The sequence below is a fragment of the Streptomyces sp. NPDC041200 genome, assembly GCF_055591805.1.
In genome coordinates this window covers 49,593-72,414 of the sequence record NZ_JBVIZF010000026.1, presented here as the reverse complement: position 1 = coordinate 72,414, position 22,822 = coordinate 49,593, and the positions used below count along the sequence as shown (strand labels likewise).

The 22,822-nt window shown below is 72.7% G+C and carries 17 protein-coding genes and 3 pseudogenes; 14 read left to right on the top strand and 6 right to left on the bottom strand.

Annotated elements, in window-relative coordinates; all coding sequences use genetic code 11:
• Positions 1-41 precede the first annotated feature (41 nt).
• The gene (locus tag ACZ6CL_RS34075; RefSeq protein ID WP_468943071.1) at positions 42-1,217 is read right to left on the bottom strand and encodes an epoxide hydrolase family protein; all 1,176 of its coding nucleotides are present in this window, start codon (positions 1,215-1,217) and stop codon (positions 42-44) included.
• Positions 1,218-1,347: 130 nt separating this feature from the next.
• On the opposite strand from ACZ6CL_RS34075, the gene ACZ6CL_RS34070 reads away from it, so the two are divergent.
• The 5 genes and pseudogenes from ACZ6CL_RS34070 (at position 1,348) to ACZ6CL_RS34050 (ending at position 6,258) form a co-directional block, all read left to right on the top strand.
• The gene (locus ACZ6CL_RS34070) at positions 1,348-1,944 is read left to right on the top strand and encodes a DUF4291 domain-containing protein (RefSeq protein ID WP_468943068.1); all 597 of its coding nucleotides are present in this window, start codon (positions 1,348-1,350) and stop codon (positions 1,942-1,944) included.
• Between the two features lie 102 nt (positions 1,945-2,046).
• Positions 2,047-2,274, top strand: a pseudogene (locus ACZ6CL_RS34065) (hypothetical protein); the annotation flags it as partial.
• A pseudogene (locus ACZ6CL_RS34060) lies at positions 2,253-2,603 on the top strand (4Fe-4S dicluster domain-containing protein); the annotation flags it as partial. The pseudogenes ACZ6CL_RS34065 and ACZ6CL_RS34060, both read left to right, overlap by 22 nt.
• A gap of 62 nt (positions 2,604-2,665) precedes the next feature.
• Positions 2,666-3,584, top strand: a pseudogene (gene nrfD / locus ACZ6CL_RS34055) (NrfD/PsrC family molybdoenzyme membrane anchor subunit).
• Positions 3,585-3,690: 106 nt separating this feature from the next.
• Positions 3,691-6,258, top strand: coding sequence for an alpha-L-arabinofuranosidase C-terminal domain-containing protein (locus ACZ6CL_RS34050; RefSeq protein WP_468943065.1), 2,568 nt, complete (start codon positions 3,691-3,693; stop codon positions 6,256-6,258).
• 53 nt (positions 6,259-6,311) lie between these two features.
• On the opposite strand, the gene ACZ6CL_RS34045 is transcribed toward ACZ6CL_RS34050, so the two are convergent.
• Complete coding sequence (locus tag ACZ6CL_RS34045; RefSeq protein WP_468943063.1) at positions 6,312-7,067, bottom strand: GntR family transcriptional regulator; 756 nt, start codon at positions 7,065-7,067, stop codon at positions 6,312-6,314.
• A gap of 106 nt (positions 7,068-7,173) precedes the next feature.
• Here ACZ6CL_RS34045 and manD point away from each other — a divergent pair, with 106 nt between their 5' ends.
• The 5 genes from manD (at position 7,174) to ACZ6CL_RS34020 (ending at position 15,384) form a co-directional block, all read left to right on the top strand.
• The gene (gene manD, locus ACZ6CL_RS34040) at positions 7,174-8,391 is read left to right on the top strand and encodes a D-mannonate dehydratase ManD (protein WP_468943060.1); all 1,218 of its coding nucleotides are present in this window, start codon (positions 7,174-7,176) and stop codon (positions 8,389-8,391) included.
• Entirely contained in the window at positions 8,388-9,815 is a 1,428-nt protein-coding gene (locus ACZ6CL_RS34035) for a mannitol dehydrogenase family protein (RefSeq protein ID WP_468943058.1), read from the top strand. The genes manD and ACZ6CL_RS34035 overlap by 4 nt, the downstream gene beginning before the upstream one ends.
• Positions 9,816-9,848: 33 nt before the next feature.
• Positions 9,849-11,246 carry an MFS transporter gene (locus ACZ6CL_RS34030; protein WP_468943056.1) on the top strand — a complete coding sequence of 466 codons (1,398 nt, stop codon included), beginning with the start codon at positions 9,849-9,851 and terminating at the stop codon, positions 11,244-11,246.
• A 65-nt stretch (positions 11,247-11,311) separates the two neighbouring features.
• The gene (locus ACZ6CL_RS34025; RefSeq protein ID WP_468943054.1) at positions 11,312-11,728 is read left to right on the top strand and encodes a YchJ family protein; all 417 of its coding nucleotides are present in this window, start codon (positions 11,312-11,314) and stop codon (positions 11,726-11,728) included.
• Between the two features lie 140 nt (positions 11,729-11,868).
• Complete coding sequence (locus ACZ6CL_RS34020) at positions 11,869-15,384, top strand: phosphodiester glycosidase family protein (protein WP_468943052.1); 3,516 nt, start codon at positions 11,869-11,871, stop codon at positions 15,382-15,384.
• 49 nt (positions 15,385-15,433) lie between these two features.
• Here ACZ6CL_RS34020 and ACZ6CL_RS34015 read toward each other — a convergent pair whose 3' ends face one another.
• Together ACZ6CL_RS34015 and ACZ6CL_RS34010 are read right to left on the bottom strand one after the other, a co-directional pair.
• Positions 15,434-15,982 carry a tyrosine-type recombinase/integrase gene (locus ACZ6CL_RS34015; protein WP_468943049.1) on the bottom strand — a complete coding sequence of 183 codons (549 nt, stop codon included), beginning with the start codon at positions 15,980-15,982 and terminating at the stop codon, positions 15,434-15,436.
• A gap of 57 nt (positions 15,983-16,039) precedes the next feature.
• A complete protein-coding gene (locus tag ACZ6CL_RS34010) occupies positions 16,040-16,507 on the bottom strand; it encodes a nuclear transport factor 2 family protein (protein ID WP_468943047.1) in 468 nt (155 codons plus the stop codon).
• Positions 16,508-16,562: 55 nt separating this feature from the next.
• Here ACZ6CL_RS34010 and ACZ6CL_RS34005 point away from each other — a divergent pair, with 55 nt between their 5' ends.
• The 4 genes from ACZ6CL_RS34005 (at position 16,563) to ACZ6CL_RS33990 (ending at position 19,840) form a co-directional block, all read left to right on the top strand.
• Positions 16,563-17,069, top strand: a complete 507-nt coding sequence (locus tag ACZ6CL_RS34005) for a metallophosphoesterase family protein (protein WP_468943044.1) — start codon at positions 16,563-16,565, stop codon at positions 17,067-17,069.
• 115 nt (positions 17,070-17,184) lie between these two features.
• Positions 17,185-18,522, top strand: a complete 1,338-nt coding sequence (locus ACZ6CL_RS34000; RefSeq protein ID WP_468943041.1) for an MFS transporter — start codon at positions 17,185-17,187, stop codon at positions 18,520-18,522.
• Positions 18,523-18,615: 93 nt separating this feature from the next.
• Positions 18,616-19,173 (top strand): DoxX family protein, encoded by a 558-nt coding sequence (locus ACZ6CL_RS33995; RefSeq protein WP_468943105.1) that lies wholly within the window; start codon positions 18,616-18,618, stop codon positions 19,171-19,173.
• Positions 19,174-19,288: 115 nt separating this feature from the next.
• A complete protein-coding gene (locus ACZ6CL_RS33990; RefSeq protein ID WP_468943040.1) occupies positions 19,289-19,840 on the top strand; it encodes a hypothetical protein in 552 nt (183 codons plus the stop codon).
• A gap of 136 nt (positions 19,841-19,976) precedes the next feature.
• Here the strand turns inward: ACZ6CL_RS33990 and ACZ6CL_RS33985 are convergent, their stop codons facing one another.
• Entirely contained in the window at positions 19,977-21,110 is a 1,134-nt protein-coding gene (locus tag ACZ6CL_RS33985) for a GDSL-type esterase/lipase family protein (RefSeq protein WP_468943037.1), read from the bottom strand.
• Positions 21,111-21,372: 262 nt separating this feature from the next.
• A complete protein-coding gene (locus tag ACZ6CL_RS33980) occupies positions 21,373-22,311 on the bottom strand; it encodes a ParB and winged helix-turn-helix domain-containing protein (protein WP_468943034.1) in 939 nt (312 codons plus the stop codon).
• Positions 22,312-22,822: the final 511 nt, after the last annotated feature.

Sequence of the window (22,822 nt, the reverse complement as noted above, 5' to 3'; positions counted from 1 at the left end):
ACGGCCCCGTTCCCGTACAGCTATGGCCAACGCCCTTGGGCTCAGCCCGCCGCCGCCCGGTAGGGGCGGAAGAACGCGCGCAGTTCCTCCGCGTACAGCTCGGGCTCCTCGAAGGGCGCGAAGTGTCCGCCGCGCGCGGGCTCGGTCACCCGCGCCACGTTCGCCGTGCGGTCGAGCCACGCCCTCGGCGGGCGGACGATGTCGCCGGGGAAGAGTGAGAAGCCGGACGGGACGTCGACCCGGCGGGCGTGCTGCGCGGGCGGGATCGCGGAGTTCGCGCCGTACATGCGCATCGACGAGCCGATCGTCCCGGTGAGCCAGTAGAGCGTGACGTTCGTCAGGATCTCGTCCTTGGTGAAGCTCCGCTCGATGTCGCCGTCGCAGTCGCTCCACGCCCGCAGTTTCTCGACGATCCACGCGGCCAGCCCGACCGGTGAGTCGGTGAGCCCGAAGGCGGCGGTCTGGGGCTTCGTACGGTGCAGGGCGGCGTAGGCGCCCTCGGTCGCGCCCCAGGCCATGACGTCCTCGAACCAGGCCCGCTCCTCGGGCGTGAGGTCCGCCGGGTCGCCGGTGAACACGGGCAGGCCCCCGTCCATGCGGTGGACGCCCACGACCCGGTCGGGGTGGTCGAGTCCGAGGTAGCGGCTCACATGGCTGCCGATGTCCCCGCCCGCCGCGCCGAACCGCTCGTAGCCGAGGACATCCATCAGCTCGGCCCACAGACGGGCCACGGCGATGGAGTCGAGCGGCGGCCCGGTGGGGCGGTCGGAGTACCCGTAGCCCGGCATGTCGGGCACGACCACGTCGAACGCGTCGGCGGGGTCGGCGCCGTGGGCGCCGGGATCGGTGAGGTGCGGGATGACCTTCGCGTACCGCCAGAACGAGTCCGGCCAGCCGTGGCCGAGGACCAGCGGCAGGGCGGTCCCGGCCGGTGTGGCGGCCGCCCGCGCGTGCACGAAGTGGATGCCGAGGCCGCCGAGCCGGACGCGGAACCGGGGCAGCCGGGCGAGCAGCGCCTCCTGCGCGGGCCAGTCGAACTCGTTTGCCCAGTAGGCGACGAGTTCGCGGAGGTAGCCGAGGTCGGTCCCGAGCGACCACCCGGCGTCCTCGGGAGCGTCCGGCCAGCGCGTCACACGCAGCCGCGCGCGAAGCTCGTCGAGCGCGGCGGGGTCGGTCTGCTGGAGGAACGGCTCGGGGCGGGGCGGGACGTCAGGCATGATGATCACCGTACACAGGGCGCCGTGGCGGCTACCTCAGTCCTCCTCTTCTCTCTTTCCGAAGGTCTTCGCACCGCCGCTGGAAAAATCAGTGGCCGGGCACCGACCTCCCCCGCCACGCTTGGCGACCATGGAACACCAGTCCCACCAGATCCGCGCCCGGCACACCCCGGACACGGTCACCGTCTACCAGGCGTATCCCCCGCACATCGGCCGTCCCGCGGCCCGCGACGGCCGGTTCCCCGCCGTCTGGAAGCGGGACCGGATGACCTGGATCAAGCCGTCGTTCCTCTGGATGATGTACCGCTGCGGCTGGGGTCTGAAGGAGGGCCAGGAAACGGTCCTGGCCGTCGAGATCACCCATGAGGGCTTCGCCTGGGCGCTGCGCAACGCCTGCCTCTCCCATTACGTACGCGGCCTCCACCCCGACCAGGCGGCCTGGAAGCGCCAGTTGCACCGCTCCCCCACCCGGGTCCAGTGGGACCCGGAACGCGACCTGCATCTGCGGCCGCTGCCGTACCGCTCCCTCCAGCTCGGCCTGGCGGGCGAGGCGGCGCGCCGGTACGCCGACGAGTGGACGGTGTCCATCACCGATGTCACGCCCCTGGCCCACGAGGTCCACGCCCTCGTCCGGGCGGGCGACCTCGACGCGGCGGCCGGGCGCCTCCCCGGGGAGCGCCCCTATCCGGCGGAAGATGACCTCCTCTCTCACCTTCGGGTCGCGTAGCCGACGCATCCGGCGGCAGGCGCGGTGTCAAACCCGCCGCGAGGGGAACCCATGCGCCGTATCCGGCCATGCGAGTGGCCTGAGCGGCGGGAAGGACAGGCGATGGGCGTGCGCACCTGGGTCCAGGAGTGGCCCGTCTACCGGCAGCTGACCGGGACCGATCCGCTCGGCCGCGGAGCCACCGCCGCCTCGGCCGCCACCCGTGCGCTGCGCCCCCGCACCGAGACCGCGGACCGGGTGGTGAAGTCGGTCTGCCCGTACTGCGCGGTGGGCTGCGCCCAGAACGTGTACGTCAAGGACGACCGGGTGGTGCAGATCGAGGGCGGGCCTGCGCCAAGGCGTGCCCCACCGACTCCATCCAGTTCGGCCCGCTGGACGAGTTGCGCGAGCGCGCCGCCGCCCGGGTGGAGGACCTGCACGGGGCGGGCGTGTCCGACGCCCGGCTGTACGGCCACGACCCCGAGGACGGGGTGGGCGGCGACGGCGCGTTCTTCCTGCTGCTGGACGAACCGGAGGTGTACGGGCTGCCGCCGGACCCGGTCGTCACCACCCGCGATCTGCCCTCGATGTGGCGGCACACCGGGGCCGCGGCGCTGACGCTGCTCGGCGGAGTGGCCGCCGTGTTCGCGGCGCACGGCCGGAACGGAGGGAAGCGCTGATGGGTGAGGAGGAGGACGGCAAGGGTCGTAAGGGCCGCAGGGGGCGCCGGGGCGAGCAACTGATGGTGCTAAAAGGCCGAGTTCACCTCGTACTACGGCAGGCCGATCCTCAACCCGCCCACCTGGCAGGCCCGGGACATCGCCGGGTACTTCTTCCTCGGCGGTCTGGCGGGCACCGGGTCGGTGCTCGCCGCGGGTGCCGGGCTGACCGGCCGCCCTCGCATGGCCCGGGCGCTGAAGGTCTCGTCGCTGGTGTCCATCACGGGGTCCGCCGCCCTGGTCCATGACCTCGGACGACCGGAGCGCTTCGCCAACATGCCGCGGGTGTTCAAGCCGACGTCGCCGATGAGCGTCGGTTCCTGGCTGCTGGCCGCGTACGGCCCGGCGGCGGGGGCCGCGGCGGTGCTGGACGTCGGGGGCCGGCTGCCGCGTACCGGCCGGGCGGCCACGGCGGCGGCCGCCGGGCTGGGCCCGGCGGTCGCGCCGTACCCGGCGGTGCTGGCCGCCGACACCGCGGTCCCCGGCTGGCACGAGGGCTATCGCGAACTGCCGTATGTCTTCGTCGGGTCGGCAGCGGCGGCGGCCGGCGGCATGGCGCTGATCGCCTCTCCGGTCACGGAGAACGCCCCGGCGCGCAGCGCCGCGCTGTTCGGCACGGCGCTGGACTCCATGGCCGTACGGGCGATGGAACGGCGGCTCGGGGTCGTCGCCGAGACGTACCGCGAGGGCACGGCGGGGCGGCTCACGCGCGCCGCGAAGGTGCTCGGCGCGGCGGGCGCGCTGGGCGGGGCGCTGCTGGGCCGCCGCAGCCGTACCGCCGCGGTCCTCAGCGGCACGGCCCTGCTGACGGCCTCGGCGTGCACGCGGTTCGGTGTGTTCCACGCCGGAATGCGGTCGGCCGAGGACCCGAAGTACACCGTGGTCCCGCGGCGCGAACGGGTGGCGGCGGCCCGGGAGGCGCGGAAGGCGCCGCAGAGCTGAAGGGCTGTCCGTGGCGTTGACGTGCCCTGCCCTCCCCCTTATCTTTCGTTCGAAGTTCTGAGCGACGTACGGGATTTCGAACGACACGATTCGGAACGGGAGACGCATGCCCCGCACACGCTGGAGACTCGGCCTGACCCTCACCATCGGCGCCCTGCTCGCCGGTACCGTCACCGCCGTCCCCACAGCCGCCACCGGCGCTCCCGCGCACACGGCGGCGGACACCACCGACTACACGCTCTCCGTCGACCCGAAGGCCAAGGGCCCGGCCATCGACGACTCGATGTACGGGGTGTTCTACGAGGACATCAACCGCGCGGCCGACGGCGGTCTGTACGCCGAGCTGGTCCAGAACCGGTCCTTCGAGTACGACCCCGCCGACCACGCCTCGTACACCCCCATGACCGCGTGGGCCGAGACCGCGACCGGCGGCGGCACCGGCGAGGCGAAGGTCGTGGACGACGAGGGCCGCCTGAACGAGCGCAACCGGCGCTATCTGCGGCTGACGCTCGGCGGCACCGGCGGATCGGCGGCCCGGTACGGGGTGACCAACTCCGGTTACACCACCGGGATGGCCGTCACGGCGGGTGAGCGCTATGACTTCTCGGTGTGGGCGCGCACCGACCAGACCGCCGGAACACCGCTGACCATCGGCCTCGGCGACGGCTCCGGCGGCGACACGCTCGCGCGTCCGCTGCGCGCCACCGTGCGCGGCGACCGCTGGACCAAGTACACCGGCACCCTCACCGCCGCCGCCTCCAGCACCACAGGGCGGCTCACGGTCGCCGCGGGCGGCAGTGGCACGCTCCGGCTCGACATGGTCTCGCTCTTCCCCCGCGACACCTACAAGCACCGCCGCAACGGCATGCGCGAAGACCTCGCGCAGAAGATCGCCGCCCTGAAGCCCGGCTTCCTGCGCTTCCCGGGCGGCTGTCTGGTGAACACCGGCAGCCACGAGGCGTACGAGGCGCCGAACTGGCCGCGCAAGCGGTCCTACCAGTGGAAGGACACGGTCGGCCCGGTCGAGCAGCGGGCCGTCAACGCCAACTTCTGGGGTTACAACCAGTCCTATGGCATCGGCTACTTCGAGTACTTCCAGTTCGCCGAGGACATCGGCGCGATGGCGCTGCCGGTGGTGCCCGCGCTGGTCACCGGCTGCGGCCAGAACAAGGCCACCGACGACCCCGCGCTGCTGAAGCGCCACATCCAGGACACCCTGGACCTCATCGAGTTCGCCAACGGCCCGGTGACCTCGGCCTGGGGCAAGCTGCGGGCGAAGATGGGCCATCCGAAGCCGTTCGGCCTGACCCATCTGGAGGTCGGGAACGAGGAGAACCTGCCGGACGAGTTCTTCGCGCGGTTCACCGGGTTCCGCAAGGCCATCGAGGCCAGGTACCCCGACATCACGGTGATCAGCAACTCCGGTCCCGACGACAGCGGGCAGACCTTCGACCGCGCCTGGGCGCTGAACCGGGCGGCGGGCGTCGACATGGTCGACGAGCACTACTACAACAGCCCGCAGTGGTTCCTGGAGAACAACCAGCGCTACGACACCTACGACCGCTCGGGCCCGAAGGTGTTCCTCGGCGAGTACGCCTCGCAGGACAACAAGTGGCACAACGCGCTCACCGAGGCGGCGTTCATGACGGGCCTTGAGCGCAACGCCGATGTCGTCAAGCTGGCCTCGTACGCCCCGCTGCTGGCCCACGAGGACGCGACGCAGTGGCGGCCCGACATGATCTGGTTCAACAACTCCGCCTCCTGGGGCTCGACCAGCTACGAGACGCAGAAGCTGTTCATGAACAACGTCGGGGACGAGGTGGTGCCGAGCAAGGCGTCCGCCACCCCCGCCCCCAGCGAGCCGATCAGCGGCGCCGTCGGCCTGTCGACCTGGGCCACCAGCGCGGCGTACGACGACGTCAGCGTGACCGCCGCGGACGGTTCGACGCTGCTGAGCGACGACTTCTCGGGCGATGACGGGCAGTGGACCAAGACCGCGGGCAAGGGGTCGTGGTCGGTGCGGGACGGCGCGTACGTCCAGTCCGACGCCGCCGCCGAGAACACCCTGGTCACCGCGGGCGACAAGGCCTGGCGCGACTACGACCTGAAGGTGAAGGCGACGAAGAAGTCCGGCAAGGAGGGCTTCCTCATCGCGTTCGGGGTCAAGGACACCGGCAACTACTACTGGTGGAACCTCGGAGGCTGGGGCAACACCCGCTCCGCCGTGGAGAAGGCGGTGGGCGGCGCCAAGCAGACGATGGCCGAGGACGCCACGAAGATCGAGACCGGGCGCACCTATGACGCCCGGGTCGAGGTGCGCGGCCGCCAGGTCACGCTGTACCTGGACGGCAAGAAGTGGGGCGGCTTCACCGACGACAAGGTGGCCGAGCCGTTCCGCCAGGTGGTGACGCGGGACAAGGCCACCGGTGAGCTGATCGTCAAGGTCGTCAACGCGCAGAGCACGGCCGCCCGTACCCGTATCGACCTGGGCGGGGGCAAGGTGGCGCGGACGGCGCGGCTGACCACGCTCCAGGGCGCGCCGGAGGCGGTCAACACCGCTGCCGAGCAGCCCGTCAAGCCGGTGAAGTCCACGCTCGACGGGGTGGCGAACACCTTCACGCACACCTTCCCGGCGGACTCGGTCACGTTCATGAGGATCAAGACCAAGCACTGATACGGGCAGGTCATGGGGCGGGTCCACAACGGGCCCGCCCCGCTGTCATGTGCTCAGTCCTCGCGGGCGGCGGTGCGCCGGGCGCTCTCCCGGCGCGGCCGCAGCGGGGCGTCCTGGTCGCTGAACAGCTCCGGGTGCTTGGCCCGGATCTTCTCCACATCGCTGAAGACCAGCCGCAGGTGCGAGCGCAGCGCCCCGTCGGCCCGGTCCAGATCGCCGTCCTCCAGCAGATCGACCACCTCGCGGTGCTGGCCGATCAGCAGCGACATCTGCTGCGTCATGGGCAGTGAGAGGCGGCGGGCCCGGTCCAGCTGGGCCTTGGCCTGGCTGACCACGGGCCACGCCGAGCCGTGTCCGCTCACCGCCATCAGCCGCTGGTGGAACTGCTCGTCCAGCTGGAAGAAGCCGGCCATGTCGGACCGCTCGTCGGCCTCCTCCTGCGCGATGAGCAGCACCCGCAGCTCCGCCACGTCGCGCGCGGTGGCCTTGCCGACGGCGTCGCGCAGCGCCGCGCACTCCAAGGCCTCCCGGATGAACTGGGCGGAGGCCACATCGCGCTCACGGATGCGCGAGATGAACGTCCCCATCTGCGGATAGATGTCCACCAGCCCCTCGTCGGCGAGAAGGATCAGGCTCTCGCGGACGGGGGTGCGGCTGACGCCCAGCTCGGCCGCCAGGTCGTTCTCCGATACGGCCGAGCCGGGGGCCAGCTCCAGGCCGACGATGCGCGCGCGCAGCACCTCATGGACCAGCTGCCGGGTGTTCCGCCCCCGGGAGCGTGCCGCGTGCAGTCCCTCCGCCGATGCCATCCGACCCCTTCCGAACCCTTGACCCACCTCGCTGACGTACTTGTATGGTAGCCGACCAATAGCCCGGGCTCCACCCCGGAGCCGGCGCAGTGAGGAGCAGACGCGCATGGCCACGATCACGGAGGCGACGGTCATCGTCACCTCTCCCGGCCGCAATTTCGTGACCCTGAAGGTGACCACGTCCGACGGGGTGACCGGGCTCGGCGACGCCACGCTGAACGGGCGCGAACTCGCGGTCGCCTCCTATCTGCGGGACCACCTCGTCCCGCTGCTGATCGGCCGCGACCCCGCCCGCATCGAGGACACCTGGCAGTACCTCTACAAGGGGGCGTACTGGCGCCGCGGCCCGGTGACCATGACCGCGATCGCGGCGGTCGACACCGCGCTGTGGGACATCAAGGGCAAGGTCGCCGGGATGCCGGTGTACGACCTGCTGGGCGGCAAGGCCCGCGAAGGGGCCATGGTCTACGGCCACGCCAGTGGCGGCGACATCCCCGAACTCCTCGACGACGTCGCCCAGTTCCAGGAGATGGGCTACCGCGCGATCCGCGCCCAGGCCGCCGTCCCCGGCTCCCCCGGGACGTACGGCATCCGCCACGGCACGGTCGCCACCGTCTACGAGCCCGCCACCGGCGCCCTCCCCGAGGAACAGCCGTGGTCGACGGAGGCGTATCTGGACTTCGCGCCGCGCTATCTGGAGGCGGTCCGCGAGCGGTTCGGCTTCGGCTTCCACCTGCTGCACGACGTGCACCACCGGCTCAGCCCCACCGAGGCGGGGCGGCTCGGCCGCAGCGTGGAGGATCTGCGGCTGTTCTGGATGGAGGACCCCACCCCCGCCGAACTCCAGGACTCCTTCCGCCAGATCCGCCAGTCCACCACCACCCCGATCGCGGTCGGCGAGGTCTTCAACTCCATCTGGGACTGCCAGCAGCTGATCACCGAGCGGCTCATCGACTACATCCGCGCCTCAGTCGTGCACGCGGGCGGCATCACCCATCTGCGGCGGATCTTCCACCTCGCCGAGCTGTATCAGGTGCGCACCGGTTCGCACGGCGCCACTGATCTGTCGCCGGTGAGCATGGCCGCCGCCGTCCATCTGGACGTCACCGTGCCCAACTTCGGCATCCAGGAGTACATGGCGCACGACCCGCTCACCCATGAGGTGTTCCGGCCCGCCTACGAGCTGCGCGACGGCGCGCTGCACCCCTCCGACGCGCCGGGTCTGGGCATCGAGCTGGACGAGGAGGCGGCCGCCCGCTTCCCGTACGACCCGAAGTACCTGCCGGTGAGCCGCCGTACCGACGGGTCGGTGCACGACTGGTGAGCACGCCACAGCGGCTGTCCCTGGCCACCCTGTCCGCCGTACCGGCGGCCATGCGCCCGCCGGTCGATCCGCGGGCGCTGCGCCCGCGGATCGTGCACCTGGGGATCGGCGCCTTCCACCGCGCCCACCAAGCCCTCGCCACGCAGACCGCCGAGGCCGCACGCGGCGGCGGATGGGGCATCGCCGGGGTCACCCAGCGCAGCCGGGCGGTGGTGGACGCGCTGCGCCCGCAGGACGGGCTGTACTCGTTCACCGAGCGGCGGCCCGAGGGCCCGGCCACCCAAGTGGTCGGCGCGGTGACCGAGGTGCTGCACGCGACTGACGACGGCTCCCGGCTGACCGGGCTGATCGCCTCGGCGGACGTCACCGTGGTCACCCTCACCGTGACCGAGAAGGGCTACCGGCGCGACCCGGCGGGCGGCGGTCTGGCACTGGAGGACCCGTCCGTACGCGCCGACCTCGCGGGCGCCCCCGCCCCCGCGAGCGTCGTCGGACAGCTCGCCGCGGGGCTGCGCGCCCGGCTGCGGGCGAGCGGCGCGCCGCTGTCGGTCGTGTCCTGCGACAACATGGCGGCCAACGGCGCGGTCCTGCGGCGGCTGGTACGGGACTTCGTGGCGGCGAGCGCGTGGGACGAGCGCGAGCGCCTCCTCGACTGGATGACCGGCTCGGTGGCCTTCCCCGCCACCGTCGTCGACCGCATCGTGCCCGCCACGACCGACGCCGATCGCGCGGCCGCGGCCCGTGCGCTCGGCGTGGCGGACGAGGGCGCGGTGACCGGCGAGCCGTTCACCCAGTGGGTGCTCCAGGACATCTTCGCCGCGGAACGCCCGCACTGGGAGGAGGCGGGCGCCCGGTTCGTCGCCGATGTGGCCCCGTACCAGTCCGCCAAGCTCCGGCTGCTCAACGGCGCGCACTCGCTCCTCGCCTACCGCGGCCTCGCCGAGGGCTGCGAGACCGTGGCCGACGCCCTCGCCACGCCCTGGGGCGAGGCGGCCGTACGCGCCTACTGCGCGGAGGCGGCGCGGAGCCTGCCGCCCGCCGAGGGCCTGGACCTCGCCGGATATATCGACAGCCTCGTGGTCCGGTTCGCCAACCCGGCCATGCGCCACCGGATCCGGCAGATCGCCATGGACGGCTCGCTGAAGATCCCCGAACGGTGGCTGGCCCCGCTGCGCGAGCTGCGCGCCGCCGGACGGGACGCCCCGGAACTGACGTCGGCCCTCGCCGCCTGGGCCCGCGTCACCCGTGACCACCCCCTGGACGACCCCGAGGCCGAAGCGCTGCGCCGGGCCTGGGACGCCCGGCCCCCGCGCGACGCCCTGCGCCGCCTGCTGAGCCTGCTGGGCGCCGACGACCTCGCGGACGACACCTCCCTGGTCACCTCCGTGGAGGCGGAGCTGCACTCCGGCGCCCGGACGCGCTGACCTCACGTACCACCGTTTCAAAGGAGAGCCGCCGTGAAGACCCCCAGAGTCGTCACCGCCACCGACACGCCATCCCAGGGCGAAGCCACCTCCGCCTCCGCGCCACCACGCCCGCGCGGCCTGCGGCACAACACCCGCTGGCTGATGGTCTTCCTCTGCTTCCTCGGCATGACCGTCAACTACGTCGACCGCGCCACCATCTCCATCTCCCTGCCCTACATGACCGATGACCTGAACATCGGCCCCGAGTGGCAGGGCGTGATCCTCAGCATGTTCTTCGTGACGTACGCGCTGGGCCAGCTGCCCGCCGGGGCGCTGATCGACCGGTACGGCGAGAAGAAGATGTTCGCGCTCGGCGGGCTGCTCTGGTCCGTGGTCACCATCGCCACCGGATTCGTCCGGGGCATCGGCAGCCTGCTGATCGCGCGGCTGGCGCTGGGCGCGGGCGAGGCACCGGCGTACCCCTCGTGCGCCAAGTCCGTCTCCCGCTGGTTCCCGGTCCGCGAACGGGCGCTGGCCAACAGCGTCTGGGACAACGGCGCCCGCGCCGGTACCGCGGTCGCGGCCCCGGTGGTGACCGCGCTGATCGCCTGGCAGGGCTGGCGGATGGCGTTCTGGGTCACCGGCGGGGTCGCCCTGCTGTGGGTCGCGCTGTGGCTGAAGGCGTACCGCGAGCCCTCGGCGGGCGGCGGGATCAGCGCCGAGGAGCGCGCCTACGTCTCGGCGGGCGGCGCCCGGCTGGAGGACGCCCCCGACGAGGACACCGCCAGGGGTGCCGAGGAGGCGGCGCCGGAGGAGCCCGCGGTGCGCTGGCGCGATCTGTTCCGGTACCGCACTGTCTGGGGCATGATGATCGGCTTCTTCTGCCTCAACTACGTCATCTACTTCTTCATCACCTGGTTCCCCAGCTACCTCGTCGACGCCCGCGGCTTCGACCTGCTGAAGCTCGGCTTCTACGGCGCCCTGCCCGGCCTCGTCGCCATCGGCGGCAGCCTGCTCGGCGGCTGGACCAGCGACACCCTGCTGCGCCGCGGCTGGTCGGTGACCCGGGCCCGCAAGACCTGCCTGGTGTGCGGGATGCTGTTCTCCTCGGTCATCGCCTTCGCCGTGCTCGTCCCGAGCGCCATGTGGGCCCTGACGCTGCTGTCCGTCAGCTACGCGAGCCTCGCCTTCTCCGCCGCCTCGGTGGCCAGCCTGCCCGCCGATGTCGCGCCCACCCCGCGCCATGTGGCCTCGCTCGGCGGCATCCAGAACTTCGCGTCCAACCTGGCCGGGGTGCTCGGCTCGACCACCACCGGACTGCTGCTGGGCTTCTTCAACCACTCGTTCGTCGCACCGCTGATGCTGTCCGGCGCGCTGTGCGTGGTCGGCGCCCTCACCTACGGCCTGGTCATCAAGCGCGTCGAACCCCTGCGGATATCCGCCGCCTAGCCCGGAAGCCGCCCGGGCCGGTGGTCCGAAACGGAGGGCACCGCGGGGGACGGCACAATGGGCGCATGTCCCGACGCACGCGCCGTACCACCCCTGTGACCTGCCCCTGCGGGCTGCCCGCGCCCTACGCCGACTGCTGCGGCCGCCTCCACCGGGGGGAGGCCCGGGCGGCCACGGCCGAGCAGCTGATGCGGTCCCGGTACAGCGCCTTCGCGGTGGGCGACGAGGCCTATCTGCTCCGCAGCTGGCACTCCACGACCCGGCCGCCCCGGCTCGAACTCGACCCGGGGCTCCGGTGGGTGCGGCTGGAGATCCTCGGCACGACGGACGGCAGCGCGTTCCACGCGACGGGCACGGTCGAGTTCCGCGCACACTACATGAACGGCGGGGACGGCGGACGCACCGGCGAGCAGCACGAGAACAGCCGCTTCACCCGGGAAGGGGGCGCGTGGGTGTACGTGGACGGGGTGTCCCTGCCCTGACACGCCCCCCATGACAGCAGCCGAACGGCGTTTGTTCTCCATGATGTCGCCCACGCCTTCTGGCGCTCCGTCATCTCCATGGCGATGCTGGGGCGCTGTGCGTGGAAGCCACGCGCGTCCCATGGCCCCATGGAGCTGCCATGTCCCCTGTCGCGTTCACCAGACCCGTGGCGGCGCTGACCGCCGCCTGTGCCCTTGTGCTGGGCGCCGTAGACCAGGCCGCCGCCGACAGTCCCCCCGCGCCCGAACCCCTCCCCCGGTCCGCCGCGGAGATGCTGCGGCCGGTCGCCCCGCCGGCCGCCGTCAACCCGCCGCCCGGCGCACGCACCATCGCCGACGGCGACGGCTTCCAGACCGCCCGCACGTCGCGGCCGGTGGCCCCCGGGGTGAAGCTCACCTCGTACGACCGGCTGGAGTCGGACAAGTGGCTGCGGGCCGACGCGCTTTCCGTGGACCTCACCGGCTCCACGAAGGTCGACTACCTGCGCCCGGACACGGTCGCCCGGCGCGAGACCGTCTCCCGGCTCGCCCAGGAGCACGACGCGGGGCCGGGACGCCGCACGGTCGCCGCGATCAACGGTGACTTCTTCGACATCAACCAGACCGGCGCCCCCGAGGGCACGGGCATCGGCGACGGCCGGATCGTCAACTCCGCCGCGTCCGGCTCCGGCAGGGCGGTCGGCATCGGCCCGGCCGCCGCGGGGCGCGTCCTCCAGCTGTACTTCGACGGCACCCTGACCCTCCCGGACGGCCCGCGCCCGCTCGCGGCGCTCAACGCCGCCAACGTCCCGGGAGGCGGCATCGGCGCGTACAACGCCCAGTGGGGCGAGGCGGACCGGGCCCAGACGGTGGACGGGGCACGGCGCACCGCCGAGGTCACGGTCGTGGACGGCAAGGTCACCGCGGCGCCCGGAGCGCCCGGCAAGGGGGCGATCCCGCAGGGCGCCACCGTGCTGCTGGGGCGTGACGCGGGGGCGGATGCCCTGGGCAGGCTGACGGTCGGTGACGCGGTGTCGTGGGAGTACCGGCCCCGTACCGACAGCGGCGACACCCCGCGCACAGCGGTCAGCGGCCGGGAACCTCTCGTCGTGGACGGCGAACCGGTCGGCCACGAGGGCGAGGGCAACAACATCGCGGCGCCGCGCACGGCCGTCGGCTTCTCCCGCGACGGCCGGACGATGCAGGTCCTCACCGTGGACGGGCGGCAGGCGGACAGCGGCGGGGTCACCCTCACCGAGCTGGGCCGGATGATGAAGGACGCGGGCTCCTACAGCGCGCTCAACCTCGACGGCGGCGGCTCGTCCACCCTCCTCGCCCGCGAACCCGGCAGCGACACGGGCCAGGTGGAGAACAGCCCGTCCGACGGCAGCGAGCGCCCCGTGCCCAACGGCCTCGCCTTCACCGCCCCCGACGGCAGCGGCCGCCTCCGGGGCTTCTGGGTGGAGACGGCGACCGGCGCGGCAGAGGCGCCCACCGCCGATACGGTCCGGGGCGGCCACCCGGAGCGGGTGTTCCCGGGCCTGACCCGCCGTCTCACCGCCGCGGGCTACGACGAGACGTACGGCCCGGCCGAGGGCGCCCCGCACTGGCAGTCGGCCGATCCCCGGGTCGGACAGGTCGGCGCCGACGGCACGTTCACCGCGCGCCGCGGCGGCGACACGGCGGTCGTCGCGCGCCGCGGCGCGGCTCACGGCTCGCTCAACCTGAGCGTGCTGGACGAGCTGGACCGGATCCAGCCCACCACCCGGCTGCTCGGGCTCGCCGACGCCGGGGCCACCGGCCGCTTCGGGATCGTCGGCCTGGACGCGCACGGCACCAGCGCGCCCATCGAGCCGTCCGACGTCCGGCTGACGTACGACCACGCGCTGTTCGACATCGCCCCGGATCCGGCGACGGGCGACTTCACCGTCAAGGCCCGCGGCGACCGGGCCGCGGGACAGGTCAAGGTCGCGGTCGGCGACGCGGTCACCGTACTCGCCGTCACCGTCGGCCTCACCGATCAGCCGGAGGCGTCCTTCGACGACGCCGGGCGGTGGGTGTTCAGCCAGGCCCGCGCCTCCGGTTCGGCGAAGGCCACGCCCGACGGCCACAGCGGCACCGGTCTGGAGCTGACGTACGACTTCAGCCAGTCCACCGCCACCCGCGCCGCCTATGTCACCCCGCCGGAGCCGATCGCGGTGGACGGCCAGCCTCAGTCGTTCGGGCTGTGGATCAAGGGCGACGGCAAGGGGGCGTGGCCGACCCTCCAGCTCAAGGACGCCGCGGGCTCGGACCAGTTGCTGCGCGGCCCGTACGTCACCTGGACCGGCTGGCGACATGTCGACTTCACGGTTCCGGCCGGGGTCGCGTATCCGCTGAAGGTGAGCCGTTTCTATCTCGCCGAGACGGGCGCCGCCCGCCAGTACACGGGTCAGGTCGTCCTCGACGACCTCACCGCCCAGGTCCCGCCGGAGGTCGAGCTGCCGAAGGAGGACGTACGCCCCGATCCGCTCATCACCACTGCCGCGCACACCGGGGGCCGGGACTGGCGATTCGCGGTGATGTCGGACGCCCAGTTCGTGGCCCGGGCCCCCGACAGCCCGATCGTGGCCCAGGCCCGCCGCACCCTGCGGGAGATCAGGGCGGCGAAGCCCGACTTCCTGGTCATCAACGGCGACTTGGTCGACGAGGGCTCCCCCGCCGATCTCGCCTTCGCCCGCCGTGTGCTCACCGAGGAGCTGGGCGACGCCCTGCCCTGGACTTACGTGCCGGGCAACCATGAGGTGATGGGCGGCTCGATCGGGAACTTCACGGCCGAATTCGGCCCCGCGCACCGCACGTTCGACCACCGGGGCACCCGGTTCCTCACGCTCGACACCTCGAGCCTGAGGCTCAGGGGCGGCGGCTTCGACCAGATCAAGCAGCTGCGCGAGCAACTGGACGCGGTCGCCGCCGACCCGGGCATCGGCTCGGTCATGGTGATCGAACACGTCCCGCCGCGCGACCCCACCCCGCAGCAGGGCAGCCAGCTGAGCGACCGCAAGGAGGCCTCGGTGCTGGAGAACTGGCTGGCCGACTTCCGCCGTACGACGGGCAAGGGCGCGGCGTTCATCGGCAGCCATGTGGGCACCTTCCACGCCTCGCGGGTGGACGGCGTCCCGTATCTGATCAACGGCAACGCGGGCAAGAACCCGGCCACCCCGCCCGGTCAGGGCGGCTTCACCGGCTGGTCGATGGTGGGCGTCGACCATGTCTCACCGCGGCAGCGGGCGGCGGCGCGCCACGCACCGTGGACCGGCGGGCCCGACTGGGTGTCGGTGCAGACCCGGGCCCATGTGGACGGGCTGACGGTCACCGCACCGGCCGAACTGCGCACCGGGCAGGACGCGGACGTCACGGCGGCGGTGATCCAGGGCGAGGGGGCCGGTGCCCGCACGGTGCCGGCCGGCGGGCCGCTCAGCGCGGACTGGACCGGCTCACCAAACGTCTTCGTCGGCGATGTGTCGCGCGTCCGGGCGCACCCGGGCCGCTATGTCGCCGCGTTCGACCCGGCGACCGGGAGGCTCCTCGCGCTGCGCCCGGGTACGGCGACGCTCGCGGTGGCCGTGAACGGTGCGACGGCGCAGGCGCGCTTCTCCGTGACGGCGGCCCGGGCCGCCGAGGCGCCCGCGGCGTGAACGGGCCGGTGGGGGCGGGGCGCCGGTCCGGGCCCGGCCCCCACCGGCTTCAGGTGTCCCAGACCCGGCGGACCTGTTCGAAGCGGGTCGGCAGCGGAGGGCGGCGCGCGGCGTACCGGGCGTTCGTACGGTGGACGAAGCGGCGCCACGAGAGCACCAGCCCCTGCCGGGTGATGGGCAGCCCGGCGGCGACGGTCACCCCGTGGTCATGAGTGTGGTGCACGGTGAGCAGCAGCGCGTCCGGGATGGAGCCCTCCAGCTCGGTGCACAACTGCTTGCGCACCAGCAGCCAGCGGCGCAGGACCAGGATCGTCCCGGCGTCCAGACCGTGCCGGCGCGGGATCCGGTGCTTGCCGTGTTCGATGGTCACCCAGCCCGCGTCCAGGTCGAGGGAGGCCATGGTGCAGCGCAGCAGTCCGCCGTAGCGCGCGCCGCTGGCCCGGGCCAGCCCCACGATCACCGCGAGCCGTACCGTCTCCGGCTTCGCGCCGTTCTCCAGGGCCTGCACCGACAGCAGCCGCCAGATCCACTCCGCCTCCGCGGCCGACACCACGGGCCGCGGATACCGGTCCCGCGCCGTCTCCCCCGCCTTCGCCATCACGCCGCCACCTTCCTCCGATCGTCCGCTTGGCACATTATTTCTGCGACCGGCGGATCACAACCCCAGATCGCTCAGGCCCGGGTGGTCGTCCGGGCGGCGGCCGAGCGGCCAGAAGAACTTCCGGTCCGCCTCCGCGATGGGCAGATCGTTGATGGACGCGTGGCGGCGCGTCATCAGACCGTCGGCGCCGAACTGCCAGTTCTCATTGCCGAAGGACCGGAACCAGTTGCCGGACGCGTCATGGCATTCGTAGGCGAACCGCACCGCGATGCGATCGCCCTCGTGGACCCACAGCTCCTTGATGAGCCGGTAGTCCAGCTCTTTCGCCCACTTCCGGGTCAGAAAGTCGACGATCTCCGGACGGCCGTGCGGGAATTCCGTGCGGTTGCGCCAGCGGGAGTCGACGGAGTAGGCGAGGGCCACCTTTTCGGGGTCGCGGGAATTCCAGGCGTCCTCCGCCTGACGGACCTTCTGGAGGGCGGTGTCCCGGGTGAACGGCGGAAGCGGCGGGCGCTCGGTCACAATCTCTCCCTGTGCGGTGATCCATGGCTGACGGTTCACACGGTACGGTCGCCGCGTGCGTCTTCTGCTGATGTCCGACACCCATCTGCCGCGACGGGCCAAGGAGCTGCCGAGCGAGCTGCTGGCCCAGGTGGCGCGCGCCGATGTGGTCATCCACGCGGGCGACTGGGTCGACACCGCCACCCTCGATCTGCTGGAGGCACGCTCGTCCCGGCTGATCGGCGTGTACGGCAACAACGACGGGCCCGAGCTGCGGTCGCGGCTGCCGGAGGTGGCGTACGCGGAGCTGGGCGGGCTGCGCTTCGGGGTGGTGCACGAGACGGGCGCCGCGCAGGGGCGTGAGCGGCGCTGCGCCCACCGGTTCCCGGAGCTGGATGTGCTGGTGTTCGGCCACAGCCACATCCCGTGGGACACCACATCGGCCGACGGACGGCTGCGGCTGCTCAACCCGGGCTCCCCCACCGACCGGCGCCGCCAGCCGTACTGTACGTTCATGACGGCCGCGGTCGAAGCCGGACGGCTGACCGCCGTGGAGCTGCACCGGCTGCCGCCCCGCCGCTGAGGGCGCCCGAAGGCGCCGTTCCCGTTCGCCCCGTTTTCCCCGCCGTTCGTGGCGCTCTCTCTTCTCTCATCAGCCCCCGCCTGTCCCCCTCCGTGGTGCTGATGAGGAGTGACTGATGACGGTACGGAGCGCTGTTTCCGTACGGCGCGCGGCGCTGGCCGCCGTGTCGCTGACCATGTTCTGCGTCCAGCTGGACGCCTTCGCGCTGAATCCGGCGCTGCCCCGGATCGGCCGCGACCTCGGGGCCGAGGGCGGGCTGCCGTGGGTGGTCAGCGGCTATCTGCTGGCGGCGGCCTCGCTGATGCTGGGCGCCGGGCGGCTGGGCGATGTGCTGGGACGGCGCGCGCTGCTGACGGCGGGCCTCGCGGTGTTCGGGGGCGCGTCGCTGGTGTGTGCGCTGGCACCCTCGCTGCCGGTGCTGGTGGGCGCCCGGGTCGTCCAGGGAGCGGGCGCCGCGCTGGCCGTGCCGGTGGGGCTGGCGCTGCTGACGCACGTCTATCCGCCCGCGCTGCGCGGCCGGGCCCTGGGGTGGGCGATGGGCGCCGGGGGCGTCGCGACGGCGTGCGGGCCGTTCGCGGGCGGGGTGCTGACCGAGGCCGCGTCGTGGCGTGCGGTGTTCTGGCTCAATGTGCCGGTCGCCGCGCTCGCGGCGGGGTGCGCGGCCCGCGCGGCGGAGCCCCGGGACCGGCGCGCGGCGCGCCCGGTGGACGGAAAGGGCCTGGTCGCGGCGGTCACGGCGCTGGCCGCGCTGGCGGTGTGCACCGACCGCGGGCCGGTGTGGGGCTGGGCGTCGGGGCGTACGGCCGCCGCTCTGGCCCTGGCCGCCGCCCTGTCCGTGGTCTTCGTACGGCGCGAACGGGCGGCGCCGAATCCCCTGGTGAGCCCGGCTCTGCTGCGCGACCGGCCCTTCGTGGCGCTCACCGCGGCCGGTGCGGTGGCCAATGCCGCGACCGTGGTCTTCCTCTTCGTGGTGCCGACGTCGCTCCAGGGGCCGTGGCGGCTTTCGGCGGGCGCCGCCGTGGCGGCCTTCCTCGCCCCGGCGGCGGCCATGTCCGTGGCCGGACCGCTGGCCGGGCGGATCGCTCCGGCGCGGGCGGTCGGGGCGATGGCGGGGTGTCTGGCCCTGGGCGGGGCGGGGCTGTGCGCGGCGCCGCTGGCGGCCTCGCTGCCGGGCTATGTGCTGGTGGCCACGGGCTGCGGGGCGGCCCTCGGGGTGGCGGGCGCCCTGACCCTCATCGCCACCCAGGCGGCCGCGGGCCCGGAGCGGGCGGGCGAGGCGTCCGGCGTGACCAAGACGGCGATCACTGCCGCGGCGGGCCTCGGTGTGGCCCTGTGCGCTCCGGCCACCGGGACGTCCCTGACCACGGTCGGCCTGGGCTGTCTGGCCGCCGCCCTGGCGCTCGCCGCCGGGGCGCGGCGCGGCCTCCGCGCCTGCGAGGGGCGTACGGATTGAACCCAGGGCCTGGTTGCGACAAAGTGAACATAAGGCACATATCCCTTCTCCGGCTCGGTGGCCGCACACCGAACCCCGACCGACGAGGGCGCCATGGCGTACTACGGCGATGACAGCACTCCCGCGATGGGCACGCCCGCCCATGCCTCGCCCAGGAGCGCGCCGGGCGTGCTGCGCGCCCATGACGTCGGCCTGCTGGTGGTGCGGCTCGGGGTCGGGCTGATCGTCGCCGCGCGGGGGGCGCAGCATCTGTTCGGCTGGTGGGACGGGCTCGGGATCTCCCGGACCGCCGTGGAATTCGCCCACCTCGGCTATCCGGCGCCCCGGGCGATGGCCATCTGCGCGGGGCTCACCGAGACCCTGGGCGGGCTGGGGCTCGCCGTGGGGCTGCTCACGCCGCTGGCCGGAGCCGCCGTGGCGGGCACCATGGCCAATGCCGTCGCCGCCACCTGGAAGCTCGGTCTGTTCGGCGGTTTTGAGTTCCCGCTGCTCATCGGCGTGTGCGCGGCCGGGCTGGCGTTGAGCGGGTCGGGCCGTATCGCGATCGACGGGCTCATTCCGGGGTTGCGGTCGCAGCGGCTCGGCTATGGTGTGGCAGCGCTCGTCCTCGCGGCGATCCTGGCGACGGTCCTCATCCTGCTGCGCGCGTGACGTGGCGCGCCCCGATCCCTGCGGCTCACGGTGAACGGGGCGCGGCGGTTCTCCGTATGGCTCTGTATGCGCCCTGGTATGCGGGGCGCGGACCGAACCTACGGAGGACCAGCTCATGAGCGAACGGTTCACGCCTCCCATCCAAGCCCTCCCGGACGGGGACGCCGAAGTCCGTCTGGTGCTCCACCTGCCGTGGGACGTGGTCTCCGCGCTGGGCCAGGAGGCCGGGCGGCTGGCCGCCCAGATGCACCGGCCGGTGAGCCTGGACGAGGCGGTCAGTCACCGGCTGCGCACCCAGGCCATGAGCGCCGCCGCCCATGCCAAGCCCCAGCTGGAGCGGAACCAGCCCGCGCCCCCGCCGTCGCCCTCGGCGCAGCCCACGACCCGGTCCCCGGGCGAACAGGCCCGGCAGGCGATCGACAAGATCAACGGTTCCGCCTCTTCCGCCAACGGCAGCAGCCACGCCGGGACGGCCCACGGTGGCACCGGTCAGGGCGGCTCCCCCAGCGGCACCGAGGCCTCCGGCCCGCCGCCCGGCGCCACCGCCGCGGACGCCCCCGCCGACCGCGGCATCCTGGAGCGCCCCGCCCGGGCCACCGGCCCGGTGAACGGAACCGCGCACGGGCCGGGGTCGCTGAACGGGACGGCCACCGAGATGCCGAGATGAGCACGACGGCGTAGCAGCCGTCGCCGAGACGGGCTCCGCCGACGCACGGTCGGCCTTGCCTCCGGGGGATGACCACGCGCTGGCGACGATGACCAGCGCGAGGGTGACCCGCCGCCGGGCGGGCGGATCGCGGGCGTCAGGATCCGAGCGCGCCGAGATCGACCGTCGCGGCCATGGCCAGCGCCCCGTCGTCGTTGAGGTGCATGCCGTCCCCGCTGTCGAACGCGGGGCGCAGATGGTCCGGGCGGACGGGGTCCGCCACGGCTTGGGCGACGTCGAAGACCGTGTCGAAGGTGCCGCTGTCGCGGATCCAGTCGTTCACCTCACGCCGTACGGCGATGCCCTCGGGCGTGATGTTGTTCGGGGGGACGGCCCCGGCGAAGGGGCCCAGGGTCGCGGCGTGGATCGTGAGACCGGCGTCGTGCGCCCGCGCGGCCAACTCGGTGAATCCGGCCACCAGTTCATCGGCCGTGACCGGGGGCAGGCCGAGCATGCCGGGCAGCCCGAGGTCGTTCAGGCCGAAGTGCACCAGGACGTGCCGGGCGTTCCCGCACGACAGCACGTCGCGCTCGAAGCGCGCTAAGGCGTGTTCGCCTATCTCGTCGGCTAACAGCCGGTTCCCCCCTATGCCCTGGTTGACCACCCAGCCGTGCCGCAGCCTGCGGTTGAGCGCGTCGACGGAGCGCCGGTTGGCGCCGAGGGTGGTGCCGACGCCCTCGAACCAGGAGTCGCCGAACGCGACGGTGACCGGTGTGTCCCGCTCCGCGAGCACATCGACCCCGGTCACGTAGAACCCGGCCCGGACCTGCTCGGCACCGGGAAGGCTCGCCGCACCGGCGCGGTCCCCGGCCGCGACATAGGCCGTCTCGACGCTCGTGTGGGAGTAGGTGGCCGGTCCGGTGTCCTCCGGGAGGTAGAGGCTGAGCACCAGGTCGGTGCCTGCCCTCACCGGCAGTGCGACCGGATCGCTGACGATCTCCTCGCCCACGGGCACCGTCACCCACGTCGAACCGTCGAAACGCAGCGCGGTATCGGTGGCCGTCTCGATCCGGTCGGCGCCGCCGCGCACGGCGACCCGGGCGTCGGCCACGGCCAGGGGGGCGTGGCCGTACCGATTGGAGAGCCACACCCGCACCTGCTCACCGCCACCGGCCATATGCAGTATCTGGCGCACCGTCTGATCGCGGAAAACCCGAGGCTCGTCGAACCGGAGCTGCTCGTAGGGGCTGATGACCGCGCTTCTGAACCCCGCCAGCCACTGGACAGCCATGATGGGCCTTCTCCTTCCCCCGTCAGCGGTCTCGTCCTGACCGCCGGCGCGGCGGGGCCGGTATCGGCCTCGCCACATGTTCAACCGCGCACTCGCGTCAGTTGAACATCTGCCGGGCATGGCTGGAGGACCGCTGAGAATGTGAATTCGGCGGTTGCCCCGAGCGACGAGTCAGACGATAGCCTGTTCGACGGGCAGCCACCCTCAGCGCTTCGCATCCTGCGTCCTGGACCCGGGCCGCGTCCAGCGATCTGTAATTTCTTCAGCCGGTTTCCCCGACCTCCTGCGCGAACTCCGCCCACATGCCCGCGTATTCTTTCGCCAGGTCGGCCACCAGACCCGTGCAGTGCGGGGGCACCGCCTCGGCCAGCTTCAGCAGCTCCTGCCGCTGCATGGCACTGCGCTGCAGCAGACGAAGCAACCGGCGACCGCTCTCCTTGTGCCGGAGCGACGGATCGCGTAACAACTTGACCATGGGCGACATGTCGGTTGGCCGCATCGGCCTGATGGCGCTCACGGTGGCCTCGGCGGTCCTGCCCAGCGATGTGGCGCAGCTCTTCGTGCCGGTGGCCGACTGCTGCGGGTGCCCGTCCCGGTCCGGTACGGGGAGGCGGCCGGAGGCGAGCCGTTTCCGGACATCGCTGACCGTCGCCGGTGAGATGCCGACGGTCCTCGCCACCTCGCGCAGGGAGGCGTGCGGGCGTTCCGTCAGCAGTTCTGCGGCCCTCCTGCGGCCCTCCGCGCTGTCCGACGGCCGGACCTTGCCGTCCCTGCCGATACGGGCCTTCGGATGCGGTGTCACATCGGTCAGGGTGGACCGCAGCCCCGCCACGGTCTTGGCGCTGAGACCGGCGGTGCGCGCGACCGTGCGGTCCGACAGATGCGGAGACGAGACGAGGATGCGCGCCGCCGCGGCCCGGCGGTCCTCCCGGGACAGCGGAAGGCCGTGCGCCATGTTGGACCGGACCGCGAGGAGGAACGCCTCCTCGGCCGTGCCGTCGAAGAAGCGCACCTCGATGGTCTCCTGGCCCCTCGTCCAGGCGGCCATGAGGCGGTGCATGCCGTCGATCACCCGCATCGTGGACCGCTCCACGACGATCGGCGGAAGCGGACCGTCAACTTCCGCCAGCCGGGCGACATGCGCGGCGTCTTCTCCTTGCAGTCGCGGAGAGAGACCGGGCACGAGCGACGAGATCGGCACGGGCTCGGCCTCTTGGGGGATCGCCCGGGTCAAAGTCCCCGCCCTCGACGGGACGTCGGAATCCTCTTGCTCGGATTCCAGGGGATGTGCGCTGCGATCGGCCATGTGACTGAACCTCTTTCATCCTGAGTCGCCTGGGTGAAATGGCCTGGTCGGCTGAGCTGGTGAAGAGCCAGGTCCGTTCCTCGCGCAAGCCCGGGGGCTGCACCCAGTCCTCAGACCGGCGCGGGGGTGGCGTCCCTGTGGCGGCGCCCTGGCGGGACGCCGGTGAGACACCGCGAACTCCCCTAGCACTACCCGCGCTGTTCCGGATGAAAGAGTTTCACCGACTCATCTCCCCCACATTTCGGCACCCTTGGCGCACCCGCTGCACTGTACACAGAGTCGGGCGTTCAGCGGTGCGGGAGAATTGCACGGAACTGCGTTCCGGAAACATGGGTCGATGCCACGGCGGACAATTACCGATAACCGGCGACGTAGTACCCCATCGTGGCGCTCCGGGCGAATGCCC

What these genes read in the sequence shown, in the direction of transcription:
- ACZ6CL_RS34000 (WP_468943041.1), top strand. Translation starts at nt 17,185, where the DNA reads ATGACGGTACGGAGCGCTGTTTCCGTACGGCGCGCGGCGCTGGCCGCC.
- ACZ6CL_RS33985 (WP_468943037.1), bottom strand. Translation starts at nt 21,110, where the DNA reads ATGGCTGTCCAGTGGCTGGCGGGGTTCAGAAGCGCGGTCATCAGCCCC.
- ACZ6CL_RS34050 (WP_468943065.1), top strand. Translation starts at nt 3,691, where the DNA reads ATGCCCCGCACACGCTGGAGACTCGGCCTGACCCTCACCATCGGCGCC.
- manD (WP_468943060.1), top strand. Translation starts at nt 7,174, where the DNA reads ATGGCCACGATCACGGAGGCGACGGTCATCGTCACCTCTCCCGGCCGC.
- ACZ6CL_RS34070 (WP_468943068.1), top strand. Translation starts at nt 1,348, where the DNA reads ATGGAACACCAGTCCCACCAGATCCGCGCCCGGCACACCCCGGACACG.
- ACZ6CL_RS34075 (WP_468943071.1), bottom strand. Translation starts at nt 1,217, where the DNA reads ATGCCTGACGTCCCGCCCCGCCCCGAGCCGTTCCTCCAGCAGACCGAC.
- ACZ6CL_RS34020 (WP_468943052.1), top strand. Translation starts at nt 11,869, where the DNA reads ATGTCCCCTGTCGCGTTCACCAGACCCGTGGCGGCGCTGACCGCCGCC.
- ACZ6CL_RS34015 (WP_468943049.1), bottom strand. Translation starts at nt 15,982, where the DNA reads ATGGCGAAGGCGGGGGAGACGGCGCGGGACCGGTATCCGCGGCCCGTG.
- ACZ6CL_RS33995 (WP_468943105.1), top strand. Translation starts at nt 18,616, where the DNA reads ATGGCGTACTACGGCGATGACAGCACTCCCGCGATGGGCACGCCCGCC.
- ACZ6CL_RS33990 (WP_468943040.1), top strand. Translation starts at nt 19,289, where the DNA reads ATGAGCGAACGGTTCACGCCTCCCATCCAAGCCCTCCCGGACGGGGAC.
- ACZ6CL_RS34045 (WP_468943063.1), bottom strand. Translation starts at nt 7,067, where the DNA reads ATGGCATCGGCGGAGGGACTGCACGCGGCACGCTCCCGGGGGCGGAAC.
- ACZ6CL_RS34025 (WP_468943054.1), top strand. Translation starts at nt 11,312, where the DNA reads ATGTCCCGACGCACGCGCCGTACCACCCCTGTGACCTGCCCCTGCGGG.